We start from the raw sequence: 19,106 nt of genomic DNA, 5'->3' as shown, positions 1-19,106 counted from the left end.
CCCTGTTACAGTCCGTGGCTGAGAATTTTGAGTTACAGGTTACAAGTTGCAGGTTCGCCCTGAAAAACTTGAAACCTGGAATTTTAAACCTGTAACTAAACGTCGCAATTACAGTTTTTTTAATGCGTTTGCCCTGGAGTTGAATCCGGCCCAAAGTATTATTTGCATATATTTGGTAACGTTATTAAGAAAGAAGAATGAACTATATAGACATAGTTATCGGGCTGCTTATCGTATTCGGTATTATCCGCGGGCTGTATAAAGGCCTTTTTGTGGAAATAGCATCTTTGGTAGCCCTGATACTCGGAATATACTGTGCCATTCATTTCTCGTATGAGGTGGGGGATTATATGGCCAGACATGTAGACTGGGAGGAGCGGTATGTAAACCTCGCTGCCTTTATCCTGGTATTCTGTGCGGTGATCATTGTGGTTTCGCTGGCGGGAAAGTTATTGACAAAGATCGCCGATTTTGCAGCTTTAGGTTTGTTGAACCGTATTCTTGGCGGGCTCTTCGGAGGTTTAAAAGTAATAGTGATACTCGGCGCACTCCTCGTTTTTTTCGAAGCTACGGATAATGCGATAAGTTTTGTGGATGCGGAGAAAAAGCGGACTTCAATACTCTATAATCCGGTGAAGAAAATAGGAGAAGCGCTGTTCTTTTACGTCCTCAGGGAAAGTAAGGACACGCAAATAATAAATATATCGGACGATAGTGCATAGACCGGGAAGGTAATTACCGGTACTTTCCGGGTTTCATTTTCAGAACATGAAAGAATATTTACATACGTTGTATAAACTTCTTCCCATCCGAAGGATCTCGGTGGTTTTTTTTCTGACTTTTTTTTGTTTGTCCGTGAATGCCGGCTCCATTCCCGGATTCTCGCCAACCTGGCAGGAAAATGTGGATAACACCTATATTCTGGACAGTTTATTTCGTTCCGGAGCGGGATTTATGCAGAAGCGGGAACCGGAAGCTGCGGAACAGCAGTATACGAAAGGTTTATCCATGGCGCATAAGTATGGAGATTCTTTGTATACGGGGCGTTTTTATAACGGTTTGGGTTCGGTGCTTCAGGTGCGAAAAGAATACGATAAGGCGCTGGACCATTATCAGAAAGGATTGGGATACCTGGATAAAAATCGGCATCCTTCCGATATAGGGAAGGTCTATGTAAACCTGGGAGCATTATATGCGCAGCTGAAGGATTTTGATGAAGCGGAAAAGTACCTGGAAAGTGCTCTGGGTATTCTGGATGAAGAAAATGTATTAAGGCTTCACGTTATGGGAAACCTGGCGGCCTTATACCTGGATCGGGACAAAAGAGATGCCAGCGAAGGAATGATCTTAAAGGCAATACCCCTGGCGGAAAAATTCGGGGAGGAATACGTGCGGTCGGTCTTGTATACCAATCTCAGTAATATACATACGGAAAAGGAACAATGGGAAAAAGCCATTTCGGCGGGAGAACTTGCATTGCGTATAAAGGACAGCCTTTCGGTCGGAAGCCCGGCGGCAACCTATAACAATCTGGGGCGTGCCTATGAGATGTCCGGTCGGTATGACCGGGCCGGCACGTATTATCGGAGGGCCCTGGAGCAGGCAACCGGTGAAGACCGGGTATTGGTACTGCAAAACCTGAAGAGTGTGGCAAAGAAACAGGAGGATTTTCCCAAAGCCCTTGAGTATGCCGAAGAGCGCGATAAGTTAAGGGATTCCCTGCAAAAGCTGGACTATAGGGGAAAGGTGGCGGAACTCACGGAAAAATACGAATCCGAACAAAAACAGGCCCGGATAGATTTCCTTCAGGCAGAAGGCAGGCTTCAGGAAAAGCTGATTGCCAGGCAACGGGTCCTGGTAGGTATATCTCTGGCACTCTTAGTGTTGTTTGCTGTTTTGGTTTATATATGGCTGAAGCAAACCCGGATCCGCCAGGCCCTGGAAAAATCCAGGATGCAGCAGCGTTTTTTGCTTGCACAACTTAATCCGCATTTTATTTTTAACGCCTTGCAGAGTGTACAGAATTTTATCTTTAAGAATGAGACCGAAGCTTCCATGACATACCTGAATAGCTTTGGCAGGTTGATACGTTCTGTTTTGGAGAGTTCGGACAGGGATACCATAGCCCTGGAAAAAGAAGTGGAGATGATCCGTAATTTTTTACAACTTCAGCAACTTAACCATCAGGACGATTTTACTTATGAAATTACGCCTGATGAATTACCGGAAGACATGGGAGACCTGAATATACCGGTAATGCTGGTGCAGCCCTTTGTGGAAAATGCCGTGATCCACGGGATGCGGGACGTACCTCAAGGAAGGATTTCTGTCGATCTTGTAAAAGAAGAGAACTCATTAAAGATAACGATATGTGACAACGGGAAAGGCCTGTATCCTCAGAACAAACAAAAGGCTAATGCTCTTCACCGTTCTATGGGGAGCGAGATCGTAAACAAGAGGATAAATGAATTCAACAAGGTGAACAAGAGGAAGATCAGTTTGGAGATACTGCCGTTCAGAGAACATCCGGAGTTTCCGGGGACCAGAGTTATCTTATACCTGCCGGTCCTCGAGGGATGACGCACATAAAATCCGGAATGGTTCGGAGTGATTGTAAAAGAGTAAGATTTATATGGAAACACCTATACCCGCTCGAGAAATATCCTGTCTTTTAGTAGAAGACGATTCCCGGTCCAGGGAGTTCATAACCGCCGTACTAACGAAAAGGTTCAAAACACTGTTTTTGTACGAAGCGGGAGATCTGAAAGAGGCCGAAGAGATGTTCGGCAAAGTGCAACCGCAACTTCTCCTTCTGGATATCAACCTTCCGGATGGCAATTCTTTTGAGTTGCTGGAAAAGCTTTACAGGAAAAAGGAACACAACTTCAAAGTTATCTTTATTACCGCCTATGCCGATTATGCTATGCAGGCCTTTCGCTTCAGTGCACTGGACTTTTTGCTTAAACCCGTAACACCCGGTGACGTGGAAAATGCCGTGGCCAGAGTTATCGATACCCTTCAACAGGAGACATATTACCTGCAACTGGAAGCTTTTTTTCAGAATTACAGGGAAGAAGGAAGTTCAGAAAAAAAGATTGTCCTGAAAACCTCTGACCGGATCTATATCATTAAGGCAAAAGATATTTGTTATGCACAGGCAGACAACAATTATACGGTTTTTTCTTTGGAGCCGGATAAAAAAATCGTGGTATCACAGCCTTTAAAGGTTTTTGAAGAAAAACTCTCTCCACTTGGTTTTATACGAGTACACCAATCTTATCTGGTCAATTTTTCTCATGTAGATATGTATCGCAAAAAGGAAGAACACCTTGTCTTAAATAATGGATTGCGCATCCCTGTTTCCAAAAGCAAAAAGGCAAGGGTGCTTTTGTTTTTTGATTCCTTGTGAGGATTGAATACTCAGGAATTCCTCATAATACCTCATCAGTACACCCAAAATACTAAAACAATTGGGGGTGCCGCGTTTTTATAGGATATATCGGCTAATTTTACACCACAGAACCCAAAGATTTGTGTGATGAACAGTCCGTTTAAGGTGATATTTGTTGTGGTGGTTTGTTGTGTATTGCCCATAAAGAGCCAGGCTCAAATATTTAAAAAAGTAATCAAAGAGGTTCAGAAAATAACCACTAAAGTAGATCCTCATGCCTGGAAACCCGGTTCTGCAATAACCACATCCATAAACGATACTTTGTACGGATTCAATTGGTTTGATAAGGACTTTTTTGATCCGGAAATGGCGGACACTATAGATAATTTCCGGTTAAAGCCCGGTTACTACAAAGCTACTGTGAGATCATATTGCCTGAAGGCAGGAGTATACGGACCTACTCAGGGAGATGGATATCAGATAGCAAAACTTAAAGGATTAAAAGCCGGGATTATAAATTCTATTTTGAAAAAGTCTGTTGATTTTCCGGAGATACCCCAACCGGATGTACAAACCCTTATCTGGGGGATAGAGGCAGGAGCGAAATTTTCTGATTATCCCCTGGATTTTCAGTCCCGGGTAAAACCTTTATTGACCGCCAAAGAAATATTGACCCTGCAGGTAAGTGTAAAGAATATTACCAATAAACATCTGCCCGAAGAGATAAAGTCCCTTACAAATACGTATATGTCATTGCGGGACAAGATGCAATCGACACAGTTAAAATATAGTGAACTGGAAGCCATAGCCGTAAAAACCGGTATAGCACCCGTGGGTCCGGGCAGTAAAATTATTGACAAGGGAATTTGGTCTTATATAGGTCAGGGTTTTTATTTACGGAGTAATTCCAGGGGATATAGCGAGACAGATATAGAGCTATACCGGCCTGCCCAATTGGATATTGTTAAAGATGAAAAAGGAAGGGTGACCACTATTTCCTATGAAGGAAATTCGATACAAATTCAGTATAACGATAAAGCTGGTGAAACTGTATTTTCATATGGCCGGTCCAATGTGCCCGTATGGAAAATGGAGACGATTACTTTTACAGGGCAAGAGCCCGGAGAGCGTAAGGTAATAAAGAACGGTGCATGGATGTTCCGGGGGGCTCTGAGTGAACTGGCCGGGGTCATGGAGATGACCCCCAATCCCGAAGAAAGGAAACAACCGGGTTTTGAGGGGCATGGACCATATATGCCCGACATGCCTGGTACGATCTCTGATTTCTCCGTACAGGAAACTCAAAAACCCACCTGGGAACAGATGAAAGAAAGGTATCAACAGATGAAAAAATGGATAGACCAATACAAAGAATACAAAGGATATGTAGATGAGGCGGGAGAGTTGACAGATGTTAAGCCCACCGAAGAATACCTGAATGAAGCGGACTTAAACAAGAGAATTTACGACGCCCTGAAGTCGGCAATGAACCCTACGGACTTTAAGGGTAGATCGGACTGGATGAGAAAACATTTTAAGATGACTATGGATATGTGGATAAATTCTATTTGTGCTTTACAAGGAGGTTGTGGTGATAACGAAGGCAAGTCTCCGGATCTTCCGTCTTATGTCGGACAACCGGGGAATACCAGTAAACAGAGAATAGGTCTTAGTGAATATAAGGAACAATAAAAAAATACAGATCACTGCATTTTAATTCAAAAACCAAAACCAGAACAATGATAAAAAAATCCGTTTTATTCGGTTTCGTCGCTCTTATCGGCCTGAATTCCTGTTTAAACAAAGAACAGAAAGAGGGAATAAAGGCTATAAGGGAAATAAGCAAAGAAGTAGAAGAACATGAAGAAGTAACCAGAAGTACAGAAGAGAATGGCTCCTTCAGTATAGGAATTGATGGAAAACAATATGATAGTTCCGGGTTCAATGCCCAGTTGATGGCAGGTGAGGGCACAAAGCGTATTTTAATATTAGAGGCTTCTTCGGAAGAGGGCGATATCAATATTCAGTTTCACTTCAGAGTACCTGCCCTCAAGGAGGGGACCTACGATGCGGGGAACTATATGAAACGGGCAGCAGCAGGCGAAGAGATTGAGAAGAAAGAAGTTATATGTACAGCATTATTTGGCGAAATGATGGCAGAAGAAGGTTCCGTTACAGTCTCCGATCTCGATCTTAAAGGAAATCCTAATACCATTTCGGGAAAATATGAATTTACCGTGCAGGAATCCAATGGTAAAATTAAAGGCGTTAAGGGTGAATTCAGTGAAATAGGTATTTATAAGGTAATGGGGGCTACAATGGAATAAATACGGGAATTCTTCATGACTGATTTAAATCAATAGGGGCGCTTAAGATAGAGTATATTCTCTGAAATACAGCGGTTTAACAGTGTTTCGAATGTTGCATAAACGTAGAAACTGTTTAAATTTGGTAGTGTATTGATCCGGGTATCACCCAAAAACCGCAATCGAACGGTCATGGCGGGGAAGTCACTATTTAGGGTAGTATCCAATAATTTCTGCTGATAATCATCTTTCTATTACTTCAGGCATATTATGATAGGTTTATGTTGATTTTTCTATCTTTAGAAACAAAATTCAGGTCGTTTCTAAATAATCTTAATTTTATAGGTCAATGAAAAATCATAAGCGCACGGGAGCATTTTCTTCATGTCTTTTTTTATTGTTTTTGGGCCTGGTGGGCTGTTCCTCATCAAAAAAAATAGAAACCCTGAAACCGGAGCCGGGAAATGTAGTTCCTTTGGTTTATGAAAATACATATTCGTTTATCAATCTTCCCGTTGCCATAAAACTAAAAGATGTAGAGCGCATAACAAATACTTCGCTCGAAGGATTTATCTATGAGGATACGGATTTTAAGGACGACGACCTTAAAATGAAAGTTTGGAAGGACCGGGAGATTTCCATAACCAACGAGAACGGAAAGCTAAAAACCGTACTGCCGTTAAAGGCATGGATACAATATCGGTTCAATGCAAATACATTCGGGTTGCCCCTCGAAGATATCAGGGATATTTCTTTGGATGGCACTGTTACCCTTATCAGTGATGTAGGACTGGTCAATTGGGAGTTGAGAACAAATACAAAATTAAAATCCCTGGTATGGAACGAAGAACCGACAATGAATGTCATGGGACAAAAACTACCTGTTACCGGTCTGGTCAATTCAGCAGTTGTTTTGTTAAAAACGGTTATTGAAGGAAATATAGACCATGCTATAAAAGAATCCCTGGATTTTAAACCCAATGTATTAGATGCCCTCGAAAAAATATGCACCCCCTTTCAAATGAGTGAAACTTATGAGAGTTGGTTACGGATCATTCCGGAAGAGTTGTATACGACAGATGCATCCTTAATAGACCAGGCCATAGTTTTTAAAATGGGAATGAAATGTGCTATGGAGACCATTATCGGGGAGAAGCCCGTGTCGAAGTTTGACAAGGAAAATATTGTGTTAAAACCGGTAAGTAAAATTCCTGAATCTGTTACGGCCAGTATAGCTGCAATATCGTCTTATAAAGATGCATCAAGAATCCTTACCAAGAATTTTAAGGGGTATGAGTTCGGAGATGGCAGAAAGAAAATAATGGTGAAAGCTGTGGATATCTGGCAAAAGGAAGGGAAGATAATTATAGCTTTGGATGTGGTGGGAAGTGTTAACGGCACTCTCTATTTAACCGGATATCCGCAGTACAATGAGGCCACCAGGGAAGTGTTTTTTGATAAGCTGGATTATGTACTGGACACAAAGGACGCGTTGTTAAAGTCAGCACAATGGCTGGCTGGAAACCGTATATTACTCCAATTGCAGGAAAAATGCAGGTATTCAATAGAACCTAACCTAAAGGAGGGTAAAGAGAGTGTGGAGCGTTATCTTGGAAACTACTCTCCTGTGAAAGGTGTTTTTGTAAACGGATCCGTCCAGGAGATAAAACTGGATAAAATCCAATTATCGCCCACAGCTATGGTCGCTTTTATCAAGCTCAAAGGCAAGGTTTCTGTTACTATTGATGGTTTGGAGTAAAAATAAAAACCGCCTTGTGTTGGATTGAACCCAAAATATGCGACGGTTTTTATTTTCTACCTTAAGAGAATTAGTCGGGAATAATCTCCTTGACGAACTCGACCTCTCCGGATTCCACATCGTAATAACATCCTGCGATGCCTATTTCCCCGGCTTCGAACATTTCATTCAGTACCGGGCTACGCTTTAGTATTTCGTCCATGGTATGCACTACATTGTGGTGTGCAACAGCTTCTACAAAATCGGACGAACCAGTGTCTGCATCCGGTTTTTCTCTGCCTACTTCCGCGATGGAGTCCTGCATTTTACTCAATAGGGCTGTTATATTTCCCAATTTTACCCCTTTACAGGCGCTGGTTACAGCTCCGCATTTACTGTGGCCCAGCACCACGATCAGCTTTGAGCCGGCTACCTTACAGGAGTATTCCATACTACCCAGTATATCTTCATTTATTATATTTCCGGCTACCCTGGCGCTGAAAATATCGCCCAGGCCCTGGTCGAAAATCAGTTCGGCCGAAGTCCGGCTGTCAATACAACTGAGAATCACCGCAAAGGGAAATTGTCCGTTTTTGGTGGCGTTTACCTGCTCCAGTAAGTCGCGGTTCGCGCGGAGATTGCGTATAAATCGTTGATTACCTTCTTTCAAAAATTCCAAAGCCTTACGCGGGGTTACCGTGGCCTGAGTTTCTGCGGTATGTGCTTTCATATAGGTATTTTTATGGGATTTACTATCTTGTTTTATGGTGCTATTTGTCATTAATCAGCTCGGAGATTACCTTTTTGTGAGATGTACTGCCGTTTTTGCGGTAAGACATCATGTTGTCATGCTCTACAGAGACGTGGTTGGATATTTCCTCGTTATTGTCCAGTAGATAGGCATCTTTGAAGCCTGTGAGCACCACTTCGATACCTTTTTCCGGGGCAGTCACGGTTTTGAATTCCTGGATGAGGTCCAGGATATCGTGTGCTATATAGACGGTATCGGAAGCGTCAATCACTATTTTAGAATTTTCGGGCAGATGGTTCAATGTGAGTTTTATGGCGGCTTTGTTCAGAAAAGACACTTCCTGTGCAAGGTCCATATGTATGATATCTCCGCTTTCGTATTCTTCTTTGCGGAAGAAATATGCTCGTTTGATGTTTCCCCGCAGTATAAAGATCACACTGATAATCATTCCGAGAGCTACTCCTTTCAGGAGGTCGGTGAAAACCACGGCGCCGAAAGTAGCCAGGAAAGGAATGAACTGGTATTTACCTTTTAACCAGAAATGGCGAAATGTAGCCGGCTTGGCCAGTTTATATCCTATAATCAGCAGAACTGCTGCCAGTGTGGCCAGGGGTATCCTGTTGAGTACAAACGGAATGGAAAGGACACAGACCAGGAGAAGTATACCGTGAATTACCGCAGAAGCTTTACTTTTACCACCGGCATTGATATTGGTTGAGGTTCTTACGATAACGGTAGTAAGAGGTAAACCTCCTATGAGACCGCAAATCACATTTCCTATTCCCTGTGCCTTGAGTTCCCTGTTGGCGCTGGCATAACGCTTAAAGGGGTCCAGGCGTACCGAAGCCTCCAGGTTAAGCAGTGACTCTATAGAGGCCACTATGGCTATGGTTATGGCTGCAACCCAGACATCCGGATTGGTCACGGAAGCAAAACTGGGAAGCGATATCATTCCCTGGAATTCTTCTGCAGTAGTGGGGACAGGAAGGTTAACCATGTAATTTGCTGTGATGGCCATGGAGCTACCGGACAAAATAAACATTTCATTGATGAGAGCACCGGTGATTACGGCGACCAGGGCTCCGGGGATCAGTTTCAGCCTTTTCAGCGTATCTACTTTATCCCAGGCTATAAGGATACCGAGCGATATGAGGGTTACTATGATTACTCCGGGCCTTACGTCCTGGAAAGATGCGATAAGATCTGTAAAAATTGCCAGGCCGGAACCTATTTCCACATCAGATCCGAGTGCCTTAGGCACCTGTTTCAGGAAAATAATAGCACCGATACCGGCGAGCATACCTTCGATGACGTTGGTGGGGAAATAGTTGGATATGGTACCTGCTTTGATAAATCCGAGTACAAGTTGTAACAGACCCGCAATTACCACAGCCATAAGGAATATATTAAAAGCCCCGAGGTCTGTTAAAGCTACCAGTACAATAGCGGTTAGACCTGCAGCCGGTCCGGAAACACTTACGTGCGACTGGCTTAAGTAACCTACGGCAATACCACCTACAATACCGGATATAATACCGGAGAAAAGCGGTGCGCCGGAAGCCATGGCTATTCCCAGACACAGTGGTAAAGCAACCAGAAAAACAACAAGACCTGCTGCGAAATCGGATTTCAGGTTTGCAAAAAAGGGCATTTTATCTCTCATAAGAGTTATTTTTTTTTGAAATGAAACATATGTTCCGTGCCGGAAATATAATTCCGGAGAACGTGGTGAAAACTCCTAACCAACCTGTCGGACAGGAATAAAAAAGGTTAAATGAAATGATCAGGGACAGACGGTGAAACGGTGTATTTGTTCATTAAACAAACGCTTACCTGTCCGGCCGATGATAAAAAGAGTTGTTATGTGAAAAAAGAGGTATTATACGAACTCGGGGGGAGGGCAGAATTTATCTACCAGAAAAGAATTGTGGAGAATCTCCACATAACCCGTTGAAGTACTTTCATTAAAAAGAGAGGAAAGGAGAAAACAGGTTTCATGCATACTTTTTATGATACGATCGTCCATAACTTTTATCGTTTCCTTGCTCTCTTCTTCTGTAGCAGAATAGAACATGGAAACGTCAGCATTTTTCTCTATAATGGTAACAATTGCGGGAGTAATTAGGAAAACCCCGAAAAGGACCAGTAAAGAAATGGCAATGCTTTTATATGTTCCGTTCTTAAGTATCAAGAGTTGATTTTTATAAGTTACAAAAATAACAGGATTTTTTTAATCTAGTGTTAAGGAACATTTAAAACTGCGGATGCAGAGGTATTTTTAGGTAGTTGATAACCGGGAACACAGTATTTTACCATATTGATAATGAGTTTGTTGTGGTTTTTCGTGTACGTTGTATACTTTATCGAAGTATTTTGTTATAAACTTCTTTTATATGTGTTGTACGGTGTAATTGGATAATATCTCAGTAAAAAGGGGCACCGCCCTCCCGGATTTTATAAATTTGCCAAAAAGGAAATGTAAATGACCAGGGAACGTGTAGCAGTAAAAGCAATTTACTTCAGCTTATTCAGTAATGCTGCCCTGGCCATTATAAAAGGGGTTACCGGAATTCTGGGGAATTCTTACGCTCTTATAGCAGATGCAATAGAATCCACGACAGATGTATTTTCTTCTTTCCTGGTCTTATTAGGCCTGAAATACGCGGCCAGACCTGCGGATAAAAATCATCCTTACGGACATGGCAAGGCGGAACCTTTGCTTACTTTCGTGGTGGTGGGTTTCCTGATTATTTCGGCGGCGGTCATTGCTCATGAAAGTATAAAAAACATAAGTACGCCGCACGAACAGCCAAAACCTTATACACTTATCGTGTTGGGCGCAATTATTTTATGGAAGGAGATCTCTTATCGTTTCGTAATGCGGCGAAGTACGGAAACAGGAAGCAGTTCCCTGAGGGCCGATGCCTGGCACCACAGGAGTGATGCCATAACTTCGGTTGCCGCATTCATAGGGATATCGATGGCTCTTTTGCTGGGTGACGGATATGAAGCTGCCGATGACTGGGCCGCTCTTTTCGCTTCCGGTTTTATTATTTATAACAGTTATCTGATCTTCAGGCCGGCACTTGGTGAAGTGATGGACGAACAAGTGTACGAAGGGCGTATAAAACGGGTTCGGGAAATAGCCACACAGGTAGATGGTATACTGGCTACGGAAAAATGTTATATCCGTAAGACCGGAATGAAATACCATATCGACTTACATGCTATAGTGGATGCGGAAATTACGGTGAAAGAAGGGCATAAACTCGCCCATGACCTGAAAGATGCTTTGCAGGAGGAAATGCCGGATACGGAGCATATACTTATTCATGTAGAGCCCTTTGATGAAAATCTTACCGATTAGTTACAGATCCGGAGAAGAAAGCCATGTTGCCGGAAACGGATGAATGCCTTGCCCTGAGGTTTTATTAAAGTTCTTTTACGTCTCCCTGTGGCAGCCAGCCTGTTTTTCCGTCAACCAGTTTTATGTGTTTCCAGTCATCCAGTGTTTCCAGTATCTGTACTTTGGTACCGCTGTGAAGCAGAAAAGCCTGTTCGCTTCTGGGATTAGGTTCGGTTTTTACCTGGGATTCTTTGGCAAATACAATGGCAAAGCTGGTATTCGTGTTTTTGTGGAACTGGAAATATGCGATGTATACACTTCCTATCATACAGGCAACCGAAGCAATACTCGACACGAAAAATATTCTTTTCTGGACAGATGAGTTGAGGTAGTAGTAGCAAAGAAAGAATAGTGCTGTCAGAAAGGCAAATCCAATGGCAATCCCTGCCCAGGTATTGTAATGAAAATTCCCGGTCAGATTGTTCCAGGATCTGGAAAACCCTGTTTGCGGAAGAGGTTCTATAGCATCTATAGTCATGTTCCTGGCAAATACGAGATTGTTTTTAACGTCCTGGTCGTCCGGCGAAAGCTGTAATGCCTTTTCATAGTAATAAATGCTTTCCGGTATCCGGGACAGTTTGTAATAAGAATTTCCGAGGTTATAATATACCGCGGCAGAATGCTGGCCATGGTCCAGAATGGCCAGGTAATTTTCAGCGGCCTCTTCGTATTTTCCGTCATTGTACATGGAGGTAGCCTCGTCAAATAGCTTTTTCGGTGACGGGGTCTCCTGAGAAAAACCGGAGAAGTGGAAGAGTAATACTATGACTATAGTCGCTATTCTCATGTTATACTTTCTTAATATCATTTATCGTAGCAGTTTCCTGTTTATTGTGCTTCAGATCTGCTTGTCCATCTGAGAAATTACGGCAACTGCTTTTTCGTAATCCTGTTGCATGGTCACTTCCGATGCGGGAGTGTACCGGGCGAGTTCACAGCTTTGGAGAAGGCCTATAAAGCCTTCCGTGCTTTGCGGGTCTACTTCTTTTTCGTGGAGCAGCGCTGTTATTTTTTCTTTGCTGAACTCAGAAGTCTCGATATGTAACTTCGCCTTCAGATAGTTGTGCAGGGCCTTTTCGAGCGCAATATAGAAATCTTCTTTTTTGCCCAGGGCCTTACGTGCTTCGGACAGGTATTTCCTGGCGAGTTTATTTGCTTTCCGTATTTTGTTACCCTGTACATCCGCCGAAATCTTTTGTTTCTTTTTTATGGCAAATATGGCAATCGGAATAAAGAGAAACGGTAATAACAGGAGGGTGTAGAACAAACCGGATCCGAAGAGATCACTGGTTTCCACAGGTTTCAGGGAAGGGGAAAGTTTGATAAACCGGAACTGGCTGTCGGCGGCAATAACACTTTGCTTGGTATTTCTGGGTAATCCCGGATCGGCAGCAGTTGCCTGCAACGGGCCTTCCGTTACATTTACGGTAGCCTGTTCCGAACGGATGGTCTGATAGGATGCCGTTGACGGATCGAAATACGAGAATGTAATATCCGGAATGGTATACTGGCCTTTAAACTGCGGTACTACCGTGTAGTTATCCGAGACGGAGCCGGACATACCGGAGAGGGAGGTAGAAATGTTTTCCTTGAATTCCGGGCTGTATACCTCCATAGAGCTGGGAAGTTCCATTTTTGGAAGGGAAAACAGCTTAAAATTACCTTTTCCCTGTACTTCTACCCTTAACTGGAACGATTCGGAAGCTTTTAAAGAACTTTTGGAAGGAGTTACCTTAAAGCTGAATTTCCCAACCGCACCGCTGAAATTTGCGGGTTTGCCCTGCTCTGGAAGCGCTTTGACGTTGATAGTCCGTTTTCCGGCAGAGACCGTTTTGTGGGCCTGGGTGTAAAGACGTCCTCCGAATATATCTCTCTTGTTGGTAGGCACGTCTACCGTCACATCCAGGGAAAGGGGCTCCAGGCTCAGTTGGCCTTTTTTCTGCGGGTATAATACTACCTGTTTGAGAACGACATAGCGATAGGGTTTTCCCTGATAGGTGCCATTCTTGACTTCAAAACGCGGAATTTCTATTTCCTGGCTCCAGAAATTGTTGTAAGTCGGGTTGTCCAGGGGGCGGAAGTCGGATACGTTGGTGTCCGGACTTACATAAAGTTTATAAACGACGGTAATCGCTTCGTTGAGGTAGGGGGCTGCTTTAGAGACTTCTGCTACCAGGTGCAGTTTGTCTTCTGCAATGGCCGCCGGGCTGTTTTCTTCACCCGGATTGTCCACGGCAGCCATAACTTCAACGGTTACGGGCATGGTTTTATACGTGTTGCCGCTAATTTCTATCGTAGCCTGTTTGATGGTAAATTTTCCCCTGCTTACCGGGGCCAGAACATAAGAGTAGGTTTTGGAAAAACTGCGTTTGCCGTTTATCCAGGAGTGGCTTACGGACTGGTTAGGTCCCATGACTACGGTAAAGCCTTCAAAATCCGGAGGGGTAAAGTTATCCCCGTCCTTGTTCATTTTAAAATCTACACGCAACCGCTCGTTAACCCCCAGCTTTTCTTTGCTGACGTTGGCTTCGAACTGAACTGTTTCTTCCTGTGCAAAACAAAGCGACGTAAATAACAGTAGTGCGAATAGTATATATATGCTTTTTTTTAGGATCATAGTGTTCTAAATGGCATTAATTTCCCGGTATGGCCGGATCACTTCCGAAGATTACCAGTCTTTTTCGGTCGATGTTTTTGCTCCTTTGGCCTTTTTCGCGTTTAACTTGTCCTGTACCCGTTTTTCTTCTCTGCCCATGGCGTCTAACAGGGCCTGTATTTGTTGCGGAGACAGTTCGCTCTGTCCGGGCTGTGGTTCTCCCTGTCCTTCTTCCGGCTGGCCCTTTTCATCCTGATCATTTTCGTTTTCACCCTGTTCATCATCTCCTTTGTCCCCTTGTTCCTTATCGTCCTCCGGTTGCTGTTGCTCATCATCTCCTTTGTCTCCCTGGTCTTTGTTGTCTTCGCCGCCTTTGTCCTGATCTTGCTTATCCTGGTCCTGTTTGTCTTTGTCCTGATCCTGTTTGTCTTTGTCCTGATCCTGTTTGTCTTTGTCCTGATCCTGGTCTTTGTTGTCCTTATCGTCGCTATTGTCTTCGGGCGGATTTTTCTCCAGCATTTCTTTGGCCAGTGCAAGGTTGTACCTGGTTTCTTCGTCCGCAGGGTCATTTCGGAGAGCTTCTTTATAAGCTTCTATCGCTTTCTGGTATTCTTTGTTTTTCATAAACACGTTGCCCAGGTTGTGATACGCTTTGTGCTTTTCTTCCCGGGTACCTGCGGTTTCCCCTGCCTGTTTGTAGCGGGTAAATGCTTCGCCGAGATTTTCCCTGCGATAATAGGCATTTCCCAGGTTGTATCTGGCAGTAGCATTTTCGGCATTTTTGGCTATGGCCTTTCTGTAACTGACTTCCGCATCTTCAAAATCGTCCCGGGCGAGCTTCTGATTAGCTTCATAAGTGAGACTTTCGGATGCCTGAATTGCTTTTTCTGCGTCCTTATCTTTTCCTTTTTCCTGGGCATAGCTGAGAACAAAAGAGAAAAACAAGGTAGCGGTAAGCCCGTATACCCTTGTTGCTCTCCTGGTGTGGGAGGGATACATGGTTGTGGCGCTATACATGGAAAAAACAGTCATCTTTTGGTAATTTAAGAAGTTAACAGGTTAAACGGGCATTATTTTTCATTCTTTTCATTAAACAGGTTAAGCTTCCGCACCCAGGCGGTCTTTCTTTCCAGAAACAGGAGGTCTAAAATTAAAAATAAAATAGCTGCCCCCAAAAACCATTGGAACTGACTTTTGTAGTCGGCAAACTGTTTTGTTTCGTATTCCTTTTTATCCATCTGGCCGAGGTAGTCCTTCATAAAAGAGACCACATCGGAAGTGTTTCCGCCGTCAATGTATTCCCCGTTACTTTCCTGGGCTATTTCTTTGAGGGTGTCTTCATCCAGTTTGGTAATCACCACTTCGCCCTGCCGGTCCTTTTTGTAGGTCTCGGTAATGCCGTTTCGTTTTATGGGAATAGGGCCTCCTTTGGGAGTACCTACACCTATGGTAACAATACGGATGCCTTTTTGATTGATCTCGTCTATAGCCCGGTCTATACTTTTCTCATGGTCTTCACCGTCGGAAACAATAACCAGTATTTTATTGGTCTGTTCTTCATCATTGAAATAGCCTTGAGCCATGTTAATAGCTTCCCCGATGGCGGTTCCCTGCGAAGAGAGCATGTCTGTATTCATGCCCTGGAGGAACATTTTGGCTGCCGCGTAATCGGTGGTTATCGGTAGTTGAGGGAAGGCTTCTCCCGCATAAGCAATAATACCGATACGATCGCCTGCCAGCTGGTCGATGACCTCGGAAATTAGCCGTTTGGCTTTTTCCAGCCTGTTTGGGGTAATATCTTCCGCGAGCATACTTTTAGATACGTCTACGGCAAACACGATATCGACTCCTTCTCTTTTTACCGTTTCGAGTTTTGTGCCTATTTTCGGGTTTACCAGGGCAAAAGCCATACAGGTGAAGGCAAGCAACAGGGTAATGAGCTTCAGCAGGGGTTTAAAGGTGGAAGTGTCCGGGCTCAGCCTTTTCAGCAGAGAAGTATCCGCAAATTTTTTCTGCGTTCTTTTCTTCCACAATTGCAGAAAAAGAAAGAGCAACACCACCAATGGAATTATGGCGAGCAGATAAAAATATATTTTTTCTTCCAGTACGTACATCCGTTGTGTTTATGGTTTATCTATCGTTCATCGTTCCGGCGTCTGTTTCACGCTCTTTTGTACGGTTGTCCAAACATCTTGCCAATCCGGTTAACAGGTTATCAAATTACACAAAACTTCTGAATACTGTATAACGCATTAATAATTCGAGAAACAATAACACTCCTGCAAGTAAAGCCAGCGGCCGGAATTTTTCATCGTAATTATAATACTTGAATTCTTCTATTTCGGTGGTCTCCAGTTGGTTGATCTCTTCGTATATCTCTTCGAGTTTCCTGTTGTTGGTCGCCCGGAAATATTTACCCCCGGTCTCTTTGGCAATATCTTTCAGCAATTTTTCGTCGATTTCCACTTTTTGCATGCCGTAGCGAAAAGAACCGTCGGGGTTGTATGCTACGGGGGTCATTGCCATGCCGTTGGTTCCCAGTCCTATGGTATACGTTTTTATCCGGTATTCTTTGGCGAGTTCCGTGGCGGTAAGGGGCTCTATAACTCCTGTATTGTTCACACCGTCCGTAAGCAGGATAATTACTTTGCTTTCTGCTTTACTGTCTTTAAGACGGTTTACAGCCGTCGCCAGTCCCATACCTATGGCGGTACCATCTCTCAGGGTTTGAAAATCCAATTGTTCCAGTGTGTTCAACACCAGTGCTTTATCGCTGGTGACGGGGATAGGAGTATAACTTTCTCCCGCGTAGGCCACCAGGCCTATCCTGTCGGTGGGCCTGTTTTTTATGAATTCGGCCACTACTTCTTTGAGGGCTATAAGGCGATTGGGTTTCAGGTCCTTTGCCAGCATACTGGAGGAAAAATCGAGCGCCATAACAATATCGATTCCCCTGGAAGTTTTGGTCCTGGAAGATATATCCAGGATTTGCGGCCTGGCCATTGCCGTAATAAGTGCTGCAAGTGCGAGCAGGCGCATAACAAAAAGCAGCGGTTTTAACCGGGGTAATATGGAACCGCCGGCTTTAAAACCTTTTACGGACGATATCTTCAGGGAGGCCGTTTCCTTTTTCCTCTTGAGCAAATACCATACGACAGCCAGAGGAAGCAATAAAAGCAACCAGAAGAATTGCGGATTGGCAAATTGAATGTTCTCCAGCATTTTTATTGGTTTTTAAAATCGATGGAATTCACGATCCTGTTCTCGATATCCTTAGCATAACGGTCATCTTGTCTGTGAATAATAATGACCTGTTGGAATGCTCCTTTTTCGTTAAAATTCAATATGATGTATTCTCCTTTTACGGTTTTTTCACTGCCGGGAAGGGTAATGTCCATACTGCCGTGAACTTTAATTCCCTTTTTCCCGGAAGGCGTGGTGAATTCGTCTTGCTTGACGATGATATTTTTCGCTCCCTGCTGTTCCATAGTGCCGACAGATCCCTGTATGGCATCTTCCATGTTGAATTCCACACCTTCGCGAAAAGTGGTTACACTTGCGGAAATATGAAAATTGCCGATAAGCCCGCCATAGCTAAATGTCTGGTTGGTACTTATAATCTGTTTAAGGGCATCGGGCAGTTCTACTTCGGTTCGTCGCAACACCTTCGGGGTTTCCAGTACAACGGCAGGGTAGCCGTATTCGCTCGTTACCCATTCGGCGTTGAGCAGTTCGCGGGTAGGGTGTCCGAAAACGGTATCTTTAACCTGGGTAAAGCCGTAATAGACAACAGTACCTCCGGTTGCAAGAAGTAACAGGCAGGCTGCTGCTATTACTATGGTGATTTTTCTTTTTTTGCGGCGTTTTCGCTCCAGTTCGGCTATGTATTCTTCGCGCTGCAGCAATTCTTCTTCCGTGGGTTCCGGAATGGCTTCTTTGGTCCGTACTACTACATTTTCTATGACCTTGCGGTCCTCTTCGGCGACATGCGTATCGGGCCTGGACCTTGCGAATTTCACCAGGTCTGCTTTCTGCAGTACGTTTTTAAAGTTGTTTATTGTGTCCTTTTCCAGGTTCAGCCTTCCGGCCTGTTGCATCATTTCCAGTTTGGTCACCAGTTCTTCGGTGGTGCTTTCCATGGCGGAAATATGAACTTCTTCTTCGAGATAAGCCCTGACGATATTAGTGAGTTCGGAATAGTATTCTTTGTACTGGGATTGTATCAGGTAACGGGATTCTTCCAGTTTTTTAAGCCCGAGCAAAGCCTTGTCGAAGGGAGGGAGAAGAGCTTCTTTTTCTTCCTGGGTAAGAGGTTTTTTACGAATGAAAAACCAGTATATGAGCGCTCCGGCAATGGCCAGTATTACGATAGCCCAGATAATATACCGGACCCATCCGGAATAATTCCCGGATACTTCCGTGAGTGGCTTTATATCGTACATTTTCTGTGCAGTAGTGTCTACGGCAATATCACTCACCATGATCTGCAGGGAATCGGTATAAAATTCCTTGTTGTTGACAATAACTTTTTGTCTGGGAAGGGTATAGTGGCCGGAATCGAACTGGGTAAGCGCGTATTTTCGTATGAGGTTTACCCTGTCTTTGTTGCGAAAGGTGTCTATGTCGGCAGCTTTCACCATTTCCAGGGGACTGAAAGTCTGTCCTTCCGGGAATACGACAAGCGCCGTACTATCCGCATCCACGGCAATTTCGAAGTGCAGTTGTTCACCGATCCGCATCCGGGTAGAATCAATTTCGGAAGTCACCCTGGGAGCATCCTGGGCAACGGAACGTATCGGTGCAAAGAGGAGCATTGCGGCCAAAAGCGCCCCTGCTCCTTTACGAAGGAGAAAAAGTCTTTTTTTTATGGTGAAAAGATCTTTGATCATGAAACGTTCTTAAATTTTTACCTGTGGCC

General features: G+C 43.9%; 16 protein-coding genes. 7 read left to right on the top strand and 9 right to left on the bottom strand.

From position 1 onward, the window contains the following. The first annotated feature begins 197 nt into the window (after window positions 1–197). The 6 genes from ACVBDU_RS14650 (at window position 198) to ACVBDU_RS14625 (ending at window position 7,456) form a co-directional block, all read left to right on the top strand. Window positions 198–722: a CvpA family protein gene (locus tag ACVBDU_RS14650; RefSeq protein WP_447180482.1), complete on the top strand. Its 525-nt coding sequence runs from the start codon at window positions 198–200 to the stop codon at window positions 720–722. Between the two features lie 46 nt (window positions 723–768). Further along, the gene (locus tag ACVBDU_RS14645; protein WP_447180481.1) at window positions 769–2,580 is read left to right on the top strand and encodes a tetratricopeptide repeat-containing sensor histidine kinase; all 1,812 of its coding nucleotides are present in this window, start codon (window positions 769–771) and stop codon (window positions 2,578–2,580) included. A 52-nt stretch (window positions 2,581–2,632) separates the two neighbouring features. After that, window positions 2,633–3,409, top strand: a complete 777-nt coding sequence (locus ACVBDU_RS14640; protein WP_447180480.1) for a LytR/AlgR family response regulator transcription factor — start codon at window positions 2,633–2,635, stop codon at window positions 3,407–3,409. A 129-nt stretch (window positions 3,410–3,538) separates the two neighbouring features. After that, a complete protein-coding gene (locus tag ACVBDU_RS14635) occupies window positions 3,539–5,083 on the top strand; it encodes a hypothetical protein (RefSeq protein ID WP_447180479.1) in 1,545 nt (514 codons plus the stop codon). Between the two features lie 47 nt (window positions 5,084–5,130). Continuing rightward, window positions 5,131–5,718 carry a DUF6252 domain-containing protein gene (locus ACVBDU_RS14630; RefSeq protein WP_447180478.1) on the top strand — a complete coding sequence of 196 codons (588 nt, stop codon included), beginning with the start codon at window positions 5,131–5,133 and terminating at the stop codon, window positions 5,716–5,718. A 328-nt stretch (window positions 5,719–6,046) separates the two neighbouring features. After that, window positions 6,047–7,456: a DUF4403 family protein gene (locus ACVBDU_RS14625; RefSeq protein ID WP_447180477.1), complete on the top strand. Its 1,410-nt coding sequence runs from the start codon at window positions 6,047–6,049 to the stop codon at window positions 7,454–7,456. A 70-nt stretch (window positions 7,457–7,526) separates the two neighbouring features. Here ACVBDU_RS14625 and ACVBDU_RS14620 read toward each other — a convergent pair whose 3' ends face one another. From ACVBDU_RS14620 to ACVBDU_RS14610, 3 genes are all read right to left on the bottom strand, one after another. Beyond that, a complete protein-coding gene (locus tag ACVBDU_RS14620; protein ID WP_447180476.1) occupies window positions 7,527–8,165 on the bottom strand; it encodes a carbonic anhydrase family protein in 639 nt (212 codons plus the stop codon). A gap of 40 nt (window positions 8,166–8,205) precedes the next feature. Then, a complete protein-coding gene (locus ACVBDU_RS14615; RefSeq protein ID WP_447180475.1) occupies window positions 8,206–9,849 on the bottom strand; it encodes a SulP family inorganic anion transporter in 1,644 nt (547 codons plus the stop codon). Between the two features lie 216 nt (window positions 9,850–10,065). Then, complete coding sequence (locus ACVBDU_RS14610; RefSeq protein ID WP_447180474.1) at window positions 10,066–10,377, bottom strand: hypothetical protein; 312 nt, start codon at window positions 10,375–10,377, stop codon at window positions 10,066–10,068. A gap of 291 nt (window positions 10,378–10,668) precedes the next feature. On the opposite strand from ACVBDU_RS14610, the gene ACVBDU_RS14605 reads away from it, so the two are divergent. Further along, the gene (locus ACVBDU_RS14605; protein ID WP_447180473.1) at window positions 10,669–11,553 is read left to right on the top strand and encodes a cation diffusion facilitator family transporter; all 885 of its coding nucleotides are present in this window, start codon (window positions 10,669–10,671) and stop codon (window positions 11,551–11,553) included. 64 nt (window positions 11,554–11,617) lie between these two features. On the opposite strand, the gene ACVBDU_RS14600 is transcribed toward ACVBDU_RS14605, so the two are convergent. The 6 genes from ACVBDU_RS14600 to ACVBDU_RS14575 all read right to left on the bottom strand — a co-directional run bounded on the left by ACVBDU_RS14600 (window position 11,618) and on the right by ACVBDU_RS14575 (window position 19,077). Further along, complete coding sequence (locus ACVBDU_RS14600; protein ID WP_447180472.1) at window positions 11,618–12,400, bottom strand: tetratricopeptide repeat protein; 783 nt, start codon at window positions 12,398–12,400, stop codon at window positions 11,618–11,620. A 30-nt stretch (window positions 12,401–12,430) separates the two neighbouring features. Next, window positions 12,431–14,209, bottom strand: coding sequence for a BatD family protein (locus ACVBDU_RS14595; RefSeq protein WP_447180471.1), 1,779 nt, complete (start codon window positions 14,207–14,209; stop codon window positions 12,431–12,433). A gap of 51 nt (window positions 14,210–14,260) precedes the next feature. Continuing rightward, the gene (locus ACVBDU_RS14590; protein ID WP_447180470.1) at window positions 14,261–15,220 is read right to left on the bottom strand and encodes a tetratricopeptide repeat protein; all 960 of its coding nucleotides are present in this window, start codon (window positions 15,218–15,220) and stop codon (window positions 14,261–14,263) included. A gap of 38 nt (window positions 15,221–15,258) precedes the next feature. Beyond that, entirely contained in the window at window positions 15,259–16,302 is a 1,044-nt protein-coding gene (locus ACVBDU_RS14585) for a VWA domain-containing protein (RefSeq protein ID WP_447180469.1), read from the bottom strand. 106 nt (window positions 16,303–16,408) lie between these two features. Continuing rightward, window positions 16,409–17,410 (bottom strand): vWA domain-containing protein, encoded by a 1,002-nt coding sequence (locus tag ACVBDU_RS14580; RefSeq protein WP_447180468.1) that lies wholly within the window; start codon window positions 17,408–17,410, stop codon window positions 16,409–16,411. A 2-nt stretch (window positions 17,411–17,412) separates the two neighbouring features. Beyond that, a complete protein-coding gene (locus ACVBDU_RS14575) occupies window positions 17,413–19,077 on the bottom strand; it encodes a hypothetical protein (RefSeq protein ID WP_447180467.1) in 1,665 nt (554 codons plus the stop codon). Between the last annotated feature and the right edge of the window lie 29 nt (window positions 19,078–19,106).

This window comes from Sinomicrobium endophyticum (genome assembly GCF_052983315.1).
This window is presented reverse-complemented; position numbering and strand designations above follow the sequence as displayed.

Excerpts from the sequence above, each read along its gene's own strand:
- ACVBDU_RS14590 (WP_447180470.1), bottom strand. The coding sequence starts at position 15,220 with ATGACTGTTTTTTCCATGTATAGCGCCACAACCATGTATCCCTCCCAC.
- ACVBDU_RS14615 (WP_447180475.1), bottom strand. The coding sequence starts at position 9,849 with ATGAGAGATAAAATGCCCTTTTTTGCAAACCTGAAATCCGATTTCGCA.
- ACVBDU_RS14630 (WP_447180478.1), top strand. The coding sequence starts at position 5,131 with ATGATAAAAAAATCCGTTTTATTCGGTTTCGTCGCTCTTATCGGCCTG.
- ACVBDU_RS14580 (WP_447180468.1), bottom strand. The coding sequence starts at position 17,410 with ATGCTGGAGAACATTCAATTTGCCAATCCGCAATTCTTCTGGTTGCTT.
- ACVBDU_RS14595 (WP_447180471.1), bottom strand. The coding sequence starts at position 14,209 with ATGATCCTAAAAAAAAGCATATATATACTATTCGCACTACTGTTATTT.
- ACVBDU_RS14620 (WP_447180476.1), bottom strand. The coding sequence starts at position 8,165 with ATGAAAGCACATACCGCAGAAACTCAGGCCACGGTAACCCCGCGTAAG.
- ACVBDU_RS14605 (WP_447180473.1), top strand. The coding sequence starts at position 10,669 with ATGACCAGGGAACGTGTAGCAGTAAAAGCAATTTACTTCAGCTTATTC.
- ACVBDU_RS14635 (WP_447180479.1), top strand. The coding sequence starts at position 3,539 with ATGAACAGTCCGTTTAAGGTGATATTTGTTGTGGTGGTTTGTTGTGTA.
- ACVBDU_RS14645 (WP_447180481.1), top strand. The coding sequence starts at position 769 with ATGAAAGAATATTTACATACGTTGTATAAACTTCTTCCCATCCGAAGG.
- ACVBDU_RS14600 (WP_447180472.1), bottom strand. The coding sequence starts at position 12,400 with ATGATATTAAGAAAGTATAACATGAGAATAGCGACTATAGTCATAGTA.
- ACVBDU_RS14640 (WP_447180480.1), top strand. The coding sequence starts at position 2,633 with ATGGAAACACCTATACCCGCTCGAGAAATATCCTGTCTTTTAGTAGAA.
- ACVBDU_RS14585 (WP_447180469.1), bottom strand. The coding sequence starts at position 16,302 with ATGTACGTACTGGAAGAAAAAATATATTTTTATCTGCTCGCCATAATT.
- ACVBDU_RS14625 (WP_447180477.1), top strand. The coding sequence starts at position 6,047 with ATGAAAAATCATAAGCGCACGGGAGCATTTTCTTCATGTCTTTTTTTA.
- ACVBDU_RS14650 (WP_447180482.1), top strand. The coding sequence starts at position 198 with ATGAACTATATAGACATAGTTATCGGGCTGCTTATCGTATTCGGTATT.
- ACVBDU_RS14575 (WP_447180467.1), bottom strand. The coding sequence starts at position 19,077 with ATGATCAAAGATCTTTTCACCATAAAAAAAAGACTTTTTCTCCTTCGT.